Genomic DNA, 10,188 nt, shown 5'->3' on the forward strand with positions numbered 1-10,188 from the left:
GTCAGTCTCGCAGCCGGGGAAACAGGAATTGCTCGTAGCTGCGGCTGATGAAGAAGCCGGCCGAGACCATCAGCACGATGCAGATGCCGGGCGGGACGAACCAGTTGTACAGGCCGCGCGACAAGGCTTGGGAGACATAGGCGTCCTGCAGCATGAAGCCCCAGGTCGTGGTGTCCGGATCGGCGAAGCCCAGGAAGGACACGCTGGCTTCGGTCAGGATCGCCCAGCCGATGGCGATGGAGCCGAACAGCAGCGCCAGCGGCAGGATGTTCGGCGCGATGTGGTGGAACAGGATGCGGAAATGCCCCGACCCGGCGGTCCGCGCCGCCTCGATATAGGCCCGCTCCCGCAACGACAGCACCTGCGCCCGGATGATCCTGGCGGAGTTGGGCCACAGCAGCAGCGACATCGCCAGCACGACGTTCCAGGTCGTCGGCCCCAGGAACGCGGCCAGCACGATGACGAAGGGCAGCAGGGGAATCCCCAGCGCGATATCGGCGATCCGCATCAAGGCCGCATCGACGAACCCGCCGAAATACCCGGCCAGCAGCCCAACCAGCGTGCCGACGCTGACCACGACGAAGGCCGCGCTGATGCCCACGATCAGCGCGCTTTGCGAGCCATGCACAAGCTGCGAGAAGATGTCGCACCCGGATGTCGTCGTCCCCAGCGGGAATTGCGCGCTGGGCGGCAAGGCGTTCGCCAGGCTGCCGTTGTCGAGGAACAGGATGTCCTTGGGCGCGTTCGGCGCGATCTGGTCGGCGAAGACCGCGATCAGCAGGAACGCCAGGTAGATCGAGATCCCCGCGATGAAATACGGATCGCGCGCCTGCCGCCGCCAGGAAACGGTTACGACCGTGGTCGCCGACATCAGCGCCGTCCCACCCGCGGGTCGAGCGTGGAATACACCACGTCCGCCACGCAGTTCATGACGATCTGCGCCGCCGCGATCATCAGGAACGCGCCCTGCGCCAGCGGATAGTCGCTGCCCGACACGGCCTCCACCAGCCGGCGTCCCAGGCCGGGCCAACTGAACACGCTCTCGATCACGACATTGCCGCCGATCGAGGACCCGATGCCCAGCGCCAGCGCCGTCGCGACGGGCAGCAGCGCGTTGCGGGCGGCGTGGCGCATGATGATCGACCACTCCGACAGGCCCTTGATGCGGGACATGACGACGAATTCCTCCTGCATCACCTCCAGCATGTTGGACCGCATCAGCAGCGTGGGCAGGCCTTGCAGGAAGATCGCGAGCGTCAGCGCCGGCAGCATCAGGTGGCGCAGGTAATCCAGCGACGTGTAGCGCGCGAAGGCGCTGGGGAAGCTGGCGCCGGGGCTGGTCGCGCCGCCGGCCGGCAGCAGGCCCATCGAGAAGCTGAAGACGGCCAGCAGCACCATGCCCAGCCAGAACTCCGGCAGTGCCCGCGTGGCCAGTATGGCCGGCAGCGTCACCGTCTCCAGCCAGGTACCGCGCCGCGCCGCCAGCAGCGCGCCCGTCAGCGTGCCGAAGGCGTAGGCGATCAGCAGGGACGTCAGCGTCAGCAGCAGCGTGTTCGGCAGCGCCGCCAGCAGGATGCCGCCGACCGGTTCCTTGTAGATGAACGACACCCCCAGGCTGCCCCGCGCCATGTTCATCAGATACAGCACGTATTGCTTCCACAACGGCTGGTCGAGGCCGAACTGGTGCAGCAGGATCGCCTGCTGGTCGGCCGTCATCGTCGGGTCGATATAGGCTGCGAGCGGCGATCCCGGCATCAGCCGGAACAGGAAGAACAGCAGCGTGGTGACCACCCACAGGATGAAGACGGTCTGGCCCAGCCGCTGCAGAAGTGCTTTGAGGCTCAACCCGCGGTGATCTCCTCCTTGCGGCCGGCCGGATAGTGAAGCTGACCGCCCGACAGCGTGTAGCCGGCATCGGCCAGGATCTTCTTCGACTTGCCGATGTCGCCGCCCATCAGCAGGCTGTCCGGCGCGTGCCAGAACGGCAGCGCGGTGGACACGCAGGACCCTGCCGGTTCGGCGTAGCCGTTCCAGGCGGCCGCCGCCATGATCTTGCGGTTGATCGCTTCCGACAGCGCCATCCGGAACGCCGGATCATCGAACGGCGCGCGGCGTTCGTTCATCGCGATGAACTGGAACCCCAGATCGGTGGTCGTGACGACCTTGATCTTCGGCTCTTGCTTGGCCAGGTCCGCGACGTTCTGCGGATCGCCGGTGAAGATCGCCAGGAAGTTGATCTCGTCGTTGCGCAGCATCCCCAGCGTCGCTTCCTGGTTGGACACGGTGCGCAGGATCCAGTTCTCCAGCTTCGGCGGCTGCCAATGGCCCTCGAACCGCGTCAGCATCACCTCTTCCGGATCGCGCCAGTGCACGAATTTGAACGGACCGGAGCCGATCATCTTCGGTTCGTTGTAGTCTTCGACCAGTTGGCTGGTGTTGGCGAGCTTCTCGACGATCGGCTGCCACACATGCTTGGGGACGATGGCGATCTTCGACAGCGTGGACGTGAAGAACGACGCCTGGGGCGTCTTCAGCTTGAAGGTCACGGTGTGCGGGCCGGTGATCGTGACCTGGTCGATGTTGGCGACGTTCGGATAGAATTGCGGCGTCTTGTTCTTGTTCGCCGGAAGCTGGAACGAATACTGGATGTCCTCCAGCGTCACCGGCGTGTCGTCGTGGAATTTCATGCCGTCGCGGATCACGGCCTCGACGGTCACCGGATCGACCCAGCGGACCGATTCCGCGGCCCAGGGCACGGGGTTGCCGTGGATGTCCACCCGCATCAGGTGATCCCAGATCAGGTCGCTGACCCAGCTTCCGATCGCGTCCATGTGGACGGGCTGCAGGTTGCTGATCGGCTGCGGCGAATTCAGGACCATGTCCTTCTTCGCCCCCAGCGGCTTCGCCTGCAGGAAGGTCCAGAAGTTGCGGATGCCGATGCCGGCTTCCTCGACGACGGTCGCCGGGTCCCAGACCTCGGCGTTGAACGCCATCGAGCGCCGCGGGTACACCAGATAGACGTAAGGCTGGTCCTTCTTGATCAGCATCTGCGCCTGCTTGACCAGGACGGCGCGCTTGTCGCGCTCTTCCTCGGCGCGCTGCGCCTCCGCCAGCTTGTCGTATTCGGGGCTTTTGTATCCGACGAAATCATAGCCGTTCTGGGCCAGGCTGGAATGGAACAGGCTATAGACCAGCTCATCGGGGTCGCTGCGTTCCGGCCGGCCGACCATTTCCCAGGTGGTCATGTCCCATTTCGTGCGGTTCAGCCAGACCACCGAGCTTTGCTGGGTCGCCGGCAGCACCTGGAGCGTGACCTTCAGGCCCAGCTTGCGCCATTCCTGCATGCAGAGCTGCGCTGCCTGGTACTGCGCCGGATCGGTCGCCTGCGGCTTGCAGATCAGCACCAGCGGCCGGATCGCGTCCCCCGCCTCTGCCCTGGCGGCGGTGCTGGCAAGGGCCAGGGCGCCGCCCAGGACGGCACGTCGTGTCGGCTGTAACGGCTTCATCAGCCCCTCCCCTGTCTCGTGAAACGGTTGGGCGGTATGGGCACGCCCAGGTTCTCCCGCAACGTGCGGCCTTCGTACTCGGTGCGGAAAATGCCGCGCCGTTGCAGTTCCGGCACCACCAGATCGACGAAATCGTTCAGCGGCGCCGGGAAATACGGGAACAGCAGGTTGAACCCGTCGGCGGCGCCGGCAAGCAGCCATTCCTCCAGCGAATCGGCCACGGTCTTGGGCGAGCCGACCAGCAGCCGGTGGCCCTGCGTGGTGCCCAGGTACCGGGCAACCTGGCGGATCGTCAGGTTGTTGTCCTTGGCCAGTTCGACGATCAGCGCCTGGCGGGCCTTGGCGGCGTTGCTGGGCGGCAGCGGCGGCAACGGCCCGTCGGGATCGTATTGATAGATGTCCAGATCGCCGCACAGCCGCGCCAGCGCCGCCATCGCCAGGCGGTCGTCCATCAGCGATTGCAGCGTCTCCAGCTTTTCCTGCGCCTCGGCGTCCGTGCGTCCGACGATCGGCATCAGGCCCGGCAGGATCTTGATGTCGTCCGGCCGCCGCCCATACCGTTCGGCGCGCGCCCGCAGATCCCGGCAGAATGCCTGGCCGTCGCGCACCACGGTCTGCGCCGTGAACACCAGGTCCGCACTGCGCGCGGCAAGTTCGCGGCCCACGTCGGACGATCCCGCCTGTGCCACCACCGGCCGCCCCTGCGGGGAACGGGCGACGTTCAGCGGCCCCCGGACCGAGAAATGCGCGCCCCTGTGCCGCAGGAAATGCAGCTTGGAGGTGTCATAATATTGTCCGGACTCCTTGTCGTACAGGAAGGCGTCGTCCTCCCAGCTATCCCAAAGTCCGGCGACGACGTCGTAGAACTCGCTGGCCCGCTCATAGCGGACGGCATGGTCGACATGCTTCTCCAGCCCGAAATTCCCCGCCTCGTCCTCCACCTGCGACGTCACCAGGTTCCACCCCGCTCGGCCGCCGCTGATGTGGTCGACGGTGGCATAGCGACGGGCAACGTTGTACGGCTCGTTGTATGTCGTCGTGGCGGTGGCGATCAGGCCGATATGGCTGGTGACGGCCGCCAGGGCGGCGATCACGGTCGCGGGCTCCAGCCAGACCTGACGGCCCTGGGTGGGGCGGTACGCGCTGGTGCCGTCCAGCGCGCCGCTGCCGCCCACCGCCGCCGTGTCCTGGAAGAAGATCGTATCCAGCCTGCCGCGTTCGGCGGTCCGTGTCATTTCGACATAATAATGAAACTGCATGTCGGTCCGCGGCACCGCGTCCGGGTGCCGCCATCCGGCGCTGTGGTTCCCCGGCGTGTAGAGAAACGCGCCGAAATGCAGTTTGCGTTGGCTCATGATGTCTCGGAGCGCAGAGTCACGGACGGGCATTCCCCGGCTTCCAGCGGGAATGCTCGCGATGGTTGAAGGCAAGCCTCGTGCCATGCGCCAGAGCGTCGCCTGCCCCCGCGGGCCCGGCGGAGCCTGCCTAAAGGCGTGGCGCGGTATGCCGATGATCGAGGCAGATCATTCCATCTGGCCATTCCATTTGGCCTTTTCATCTGGCGCACCCGGCCGGGCGGCGGCAGACTGCGCCATGGCCTTCGCACACACGCTTGGCGGCACACGCTGGACGTTCCCCGATCTGCGGACGCTGCTGGCCCGCGCGACTCCCGCCCGCTCCGGCGACGCGCTGGCCGGCCTTGCCGCCGGATCGGCGACGGAACGGGTCGCGGCGCAATGCGCGCTGGCGGACCTGCCGCTGACGCGCCTGCTGAACGATCCGGTGATCCCCTATGAGCAGGACGACGTCACCCGCCTGATCTGCGACGGCCACGACCCCGCCGCCTTCGCCCCGGTCGCGCACCTGACCGTCGGCGGCTTCCGCGACTGGCTGCTGGGCAACGCCGACACCGCCGTCCTGTCCGCGCTGGCGCCCGGCCTGACGCCCGAGATGGCCGCCGCCGTCAGCAAGATCATGCGCCTGCAGGACCTTGTCGCCGTCGCCGCCCAATGCCGCGTCACCACCGCCTTCCGCAACACCATCGGCCTGCCTGGCCGCCTGTCGGTCCGGCTGCAGCCGAACCACCCGACCGACGACCCGCGCGGCGTCGCCGCGGCCACGCTGGACGGCCTGCTGCTGGGCGCCGGAGACGCGGTGATCGGCGTCAACCCCGCCACCGACAGCGTCGCCGCGACCGCCACGCTGCTGACCATGCTCGCCGAGGTCATCAGCCGCTACGACATCCCGACGCAAAGCTGCGTGCTCGCGCACGTGACCACCACGCTGCGCTGTGTCGAGGCCGGCGCGCCCGTCGACCTGGTGTTCCAGTCGATCGGCGGGACCGAGGCGGTCAACCGCAGCTTCGGCGTCTCCTTGGCCTTGCTGAAGGAAGCGCGCGACGCGGCCCTGTCGTTGCGGCGCGGTTCGGTCGGGCAGAATGTGATGTATTTTGAAACCGGCCAGGGCAGCGCGCTGTCCGCCGACGCGCATCACGGCGTCGACCAGCAGACGATCGAAGCCCGAGCCTATGCCGTCGCGCGGGCGTTCGCGCCGCTGCTGGTCAACACCGTCGTCGGTTTCATCGGCCCCGAATACCTGGCCGACGGCAAGCAGATCACCCGCGCGGGGCTGGAGGATCATTTCTGCGGAAAGCTGTTGGGCCTGCCGATGGGGGTCGATGTCTGCTACACCAACCATGCCGAGGCCGATCAGGACGACATGGACGCGCTGCTGACGCTGCTGGGCGTGGCGGGCGTCACCTATGTCATGGGCGTGCCCGGCGCCGACGACATCATGCTGTCCTACCAGAGCACGTCGTTCCACGACGCGCTGTATCTGCGCGGCGCGCTGGGCCTGCGTCCGGCGCCGGAATTCGAGGCGTGGCTGGCACGCATGGGCATCGACACCGCCGTCGAGACCATCCCCGCGCCGCTCGCCCCCGCGCTGATCGGCTTGGCATGACGGTTCCCGTCCCTGTTTCTGTCCCTTGGCATGACCTGCGCCGGCATACGACGGCGCGTGTGGCCTTGGGACGTGCGGGGAACGCGATGCCGACCGCCGCGCACCTGGCCTTCCAGGCCGCGCACGCCGCCGCTCGGGACGCCGTGCATGCGGGGCTGGACGTGGACGCGCTGGCGGCCTCGATCGCCGCGCCGGACATCCGATCGGTGCGCAGCGCGTGTCCGGATCGGACGACCTATCTGCTGCGGCCCGATCTTGGCCGCCGCCTTGCTGACGAGGATCGCATGGCCCTGGGCGCCCATCCGGCGCCGGGACGGCTGGTGCTGGCCATCTGCGACGGGTTGTCCGCCACGGCGGTGCAGCGTCACGCCGGGGCGGTGCTGGCCCACCTGCTGCCGCGCCTGGACGCGGCCGGACCGGTCGTCATCGCGACCCAGGGACGGGTGGCGCTGGGCGACGATATCGGCGCGGCGCTGCGGGCCCAGGCCGTCGCGGTGCTGATCGGCGAACGGCCGGGCCTGACGACGCCGGACAGCCTGGGGATCTATCTGACCTGGGCGCCTGTCCCCGGCCGCACGGATGCCGAGCGGAATTGCATCTCCAACGTTCATGCGACCGGGCTGGCGCCGGTGGCGGCGGCGGAGAAGCTGCTGTGGCTGGTGGGCGCGATGCGGCGGATGCAGGTGTCGGGGGTGGGGCTGAAGGACGAGCAGCCGATTGCGCTGACGTGAGTGGCGTCCCCGGCGAGAGGGGAAACTGTAACGATATGATTTTGTCTAACCTATTGCAATATAATGAATATATCCAGGATTTTATGTAACGATGACCTTGCTACGAGGCGTTACACACGTTCAGTCTCTGCGTTCGTTCGGTAGTCATTGTTAGGCACGCAGTGCCCTCTACGCCCACCATCAGGCCCCTGCTGGAAAAGCGATGACAATCCAAAGCAACAGAAGCCAACTCCACATGACCCCTGACCCGTTCACAGGAGCGAACCCTGTTCCTGCTTCGGCTGTTCCTCCTGCGGGTCCATCTTCTCCCCGTGCGCTACGATCCGCAGCGATCCATCCGGCAGCGGGCGCTGCAACTCTCGCACCTCAGACCACGGTGCCGACATCCAGGCGTTCCACTCCTCCGGGTCGGTCAGGATCACCGGCATAGCCTTGTCGTGGATCGCACCGACATCCGCGTTCGCTCGGCACGTCAGGAAGGCGAACAGGTCGTTCGTGGTCTCGCCCTCTCGGACCTTCCGCACGGATCGCCACAACGGCACCCACAGCCCCGCAAAGAACGCCAGCGGCCGGTCCTCGGACAGCGCGAACCACACTGGAGCCTTGCCACCATAGGTGCCGTTGTCGGGTTCGGCGAAGCTGGTGAAGGGCACCAGGCACCGGTTTTCAGGTCCGAACCATCGGCGCCAGTGGGGCGACCCGAGGTTGCGGACGTTGGTCACGCCGGGATCGGTCTTCTTGCCGACCAAGTGCTCCGATGGCGTCGGCAGGCCCCAGCGAGCCATGGCCAACTCCCTGCCTTCCGGCCCAAGGCGCACGATCGGGGCGCGGTAGTCGGGGAAGATGCCTGGCAGCGGGGGAAGATTACCGGTCACGTCCCGCATGGCGCGCACCAGATCGCGGATCGCCTGCTGGCTCTTGGTCATCGAATACAGGTTGCACATCCGCCGCCAACGGTCGCACGGCGCGGGTTGGAACGCCACCGTTATCAGAACGATGGGGCGGCCGGAGGCGCTTTCTTCATGATCACGTAGCCGCTGCGTTCCAACATCTTGATCAGGTGCCTGGCCGCCATGTCTGCGGCGAATTGGTCCCCGAAGCGGCTCCAGCGCTTGCCGCGTTCGTCATAGCGGAGGGCATAGGAGAGACTAAGGGCGAGATCATCCGGCGTGGCGGGAGTGAGTGGTTCATCTGGCATGACCAGAGGGTGACGCAGCGACGAGAACAAGTCAAGAACAACGAGTGTCGGCGGCTGGACCTTTAGGGCTTTCGTTACCATATATTTCGGTCTATTCTGAGAACGAACAGACAGACCGAAGGTGTCCGCTTTGCGTGCGCTGATCCTGCTGGCGATGGCCATGGCACTGGCTCTATGCGGCTGCACCGATACGGCTGACACATTCCCGATGAACGACGCGGCGCAGCGACGGGGGCCGATCACGGTGGACTTCGTCCGAACGGGCGTTGGAAGGGGTCCCGTGACGATCACCATGGCTGATGGTGAAGTCCTCAAAGGGACCTACCGGGTCGCCTTCGGCGGCGGCTACGGGATGGCGTTCTCAGGGGCACACTCAGCATCCGCCGTGGTGATTACGGACGGCCCTGTCCAGTTCGTCGCCACCGGCCCGCACACGCAGGTCCTATGCCGGGGCTCCAGTTCGGCGATGGGTCACGGGAACGGGCAATGTCAAACCTATGATGGGGCCGTTTGGGCAGTTAGCTGGTGACGACCGCGTCGCGCTCCCTGATCTATTCTCGGGGACGCCGGTCCCATAGCAACGCCGGGCGGACGCCCTCCCGCCGCATGGCCGTTCTCAGGACCCAAAGGCGAGCCATACGGGGCCTTAACGCCGGCTTAAAAGGACCTCCGGCCCCCTTCCAATCCAGGACCCAAGCGAACAAGCCACCCGGCCTTCCTGCGTTTCCAGAACAGACCCCCCACCCACTCGGACCTGGGGCCATGAAATTTCCCGGCGACCTCTCCTCTCGCCACTCGGGCTATAACTAACAACAAGAACAACCCTTTACCGACATTTTGAAAACCCTCCTACAGACCCCCCATCCCCCCTCGCTTCCGGCCCAGACTTCGCCAACGTTGCCGGCGAACGACGAACCAACGGACGAACGAGACAGGCAGGACGACAGACAGCGGTAGCGGTGGCAGGGACAGGCACGCAGCACGTCCACACCGTTCCCCACGTCCACGGCTACGGCGGTAAGCCCATGGCCGAGTGTCCCGCGGCGGCCGTAGGCCCTAAGCCCCGATCCGTGTCACTACCTAATCGACGACCGTTGGTATGGTGTTGACACGGACTACTGAACAAGAGCATAAGCCGCCTAGGTTATCGTCTGAGGATCACGTAATGCCCCCCTCAAAGCAGCCTTCAGCCGCCTCTACAGGCCGCCGTTACGTGGCCTACATGCGCGTATCGACAGACAAACAAGGCCGCTCAGGGCTTGGCCTGGAGGCCCAGGAAGCCACGATACGGGCCTACCTACGTCCTGAGGACAAGCTACTCCTGCCACCGTTTGTGGAGGTGGAGAGCGGACGCCGTTCCGACAGGCCCCAACTAGCGGCGGCACTGGCGAAGTGTCGGAAGACGGGGGCAACGCTTCTGGTAGCCAAGGTGGACCGGCTGGCCCGTAACCTTCCCTTCCTGCGCTCCCTGATCGACAGCGATGTGGACGTGGTTTTCTGTGACATGCCCGACATCCCGGCGGGAGCGGTGGGTCGCTTCATGCTGTCCCAGCTTGCCCTTGTCGCGGAGCTAGAGGCTGGTCTGATTAGCGACCGAACCAAGGCCGCCCTGGCTGCCGCAAAGGCCCGTGGCGTCAAGCTAGGTGGGGATCGAGGATACCGGCCTACGACGGCTCCGGACTGGAAGGCGGGCACGAAGGCCGCGGCTGAGGCCCGTAGCCGGGCGGCGGATCATGCTGCCCATGGCGTCCTGGAAGAGATAGAGCGGGTCAGGGAGGTGTTAGGCGGCCCT

Annotated in this window: 9 protein-coding genes; 3 read left to right on the forward strand and 6 right to left on the reverse strand. The window is 66.2% G+C overall.

The genetic code is table 11. The annotated features are described in order from the left end of the window. Position 1 precedes the first annotated feature (1 nt). From VHB27_RS20520 to VHB27_RS20535, 4 genes are read right to left on the reverse strand one after another with little or no spacing between them, the layout of a single operon-like run. Entirely contained in the window at positions 2-871 is an 870-nt protein-coding gene (locus VHB27_RS20520) for an ABC transporter permease (protein WP_325604047.1), read from the reverse strand. Then, a complete protein-coding gene (locus VHB27_RS20525; protein ID WP_325604049.1) occupies positions 871-1,845 on the reverse strand; it encodes an ABC transporter permease in 975 nt (324 codons plus the stop codon). Before VHB27_RS20525 ends, VHB27_RS20520 begins: the two co-directional genes overlap by 1 nt. Then, on the reverse strand, positions 1,842-3,506 hold the full coding sequence (locus VHB27_RS20530; protein WP_325604051.1) for an ABC transporter substrate-binding protein: 1,665 nt from the start codon (positions 3,504-3,506) through the stop codon (positions 1,842-1,844). Before VHB27_RS20530 ends, VHB27_RS20525 begins: the two co-directional genes overlap by 4 nt. After that, complete coding sequence (locus VHB27_RS20535; protein ID WP_325604053.1) at positions 3,506-4,861, reverse strand: LLM class flavin-dependent oxidoreductase; 1,356 nt, start codon at positions 4,859-4,861, stop codon at positions 3,506-3,508. Before VHB27_RS20535 ends, VHB27_RS20530 begins: the two co-directional genes overlap by 1 nt. Positions 4,862-5,099: 238 nt before the next feature. Between VHB27_RS20535 and VHB27_RS20540 the strand changes: the two genes are divergently transcribed. Both VHB27_RS20540 and eutC read left to right on the forward strand, forming a co-directional pair. After that, entirely contained in the window at positions 5,100-6,467 is a 1,368-nt protein-coding gene (locus VHB27_RS20540; protein WP_325604054.1) for an ethanolamine ammonia-lyase subunit EutB, read from the forward strand. After that, complete coding sequence (gene eutC / locus VHB27_RS20545; RefSeq protein WP_325604056.1) at positions 6,464-7,198, forward strand: ethanolamine ammonia-lyase subunit EutC; 735 nt, start codon at positions 6,464-6,466, stop codon at positions 7,196-7,198. Before VHB27_RS20540 ends, eutC begins: the two co-directional genes overlap by 4 nt. A gap of 251 nt (positions 7,199-7,449) precedes the next feature. On the opposite strand, the gene VHB27_RS20550 is transcribed toward eutC, so the two are convergent. Together VHB27_RS20550 and VHB27_RS20555 are read right to left on the reverse strand one after the other, a co-directional pair. Next, the gene (locus VHB27_RS20550; RefSeq protein WP_325604062.1) at positions 7,450-8,142 is read right to left on the reverse strand and encodes an SOS response-associated peptidase; all 693 of its coding nucleotides are present in this window, start codon (positions 8,140-8,142) and stop codon (positions 7,450-7,452) included. A gap of 44 nt (positions 8,143-8,186) precedes the next feature. Further along, positions 8,187-8,558 (reverse strand): hypothetical protein, encoded by a 372-nt coding sequence (locus VHB27_RS20555; protein ID WP_325604058.1) that lies wholly within the window; start codon positions 8,556-8,558, stop codon positions 8,187-8,189. Positions 8,559-9,618: 1,060 nt separating this feature from the next. On the opposite strand from VHB27_RS20555, the gene VHB27_RS20560 reads away from it, so the two are divergent. Next, the coding region (locus tag VHB27_RS20560) for a recombinase family protein (RefSeq protein ID WP_325604064.1) at positions 9,619-10,188 on the forward strand (570 nt) is incomplete at its 3' end.

Origin of the sequence: Rhodopila sp., from assembly GCF_035548235.1 — a bacterium.
Classification (GTDB): Bacteria; Pseudomonadota; Alphaproteobacteria; order Acetobacterales; family Acetobacteraceae; genus Rhodopila.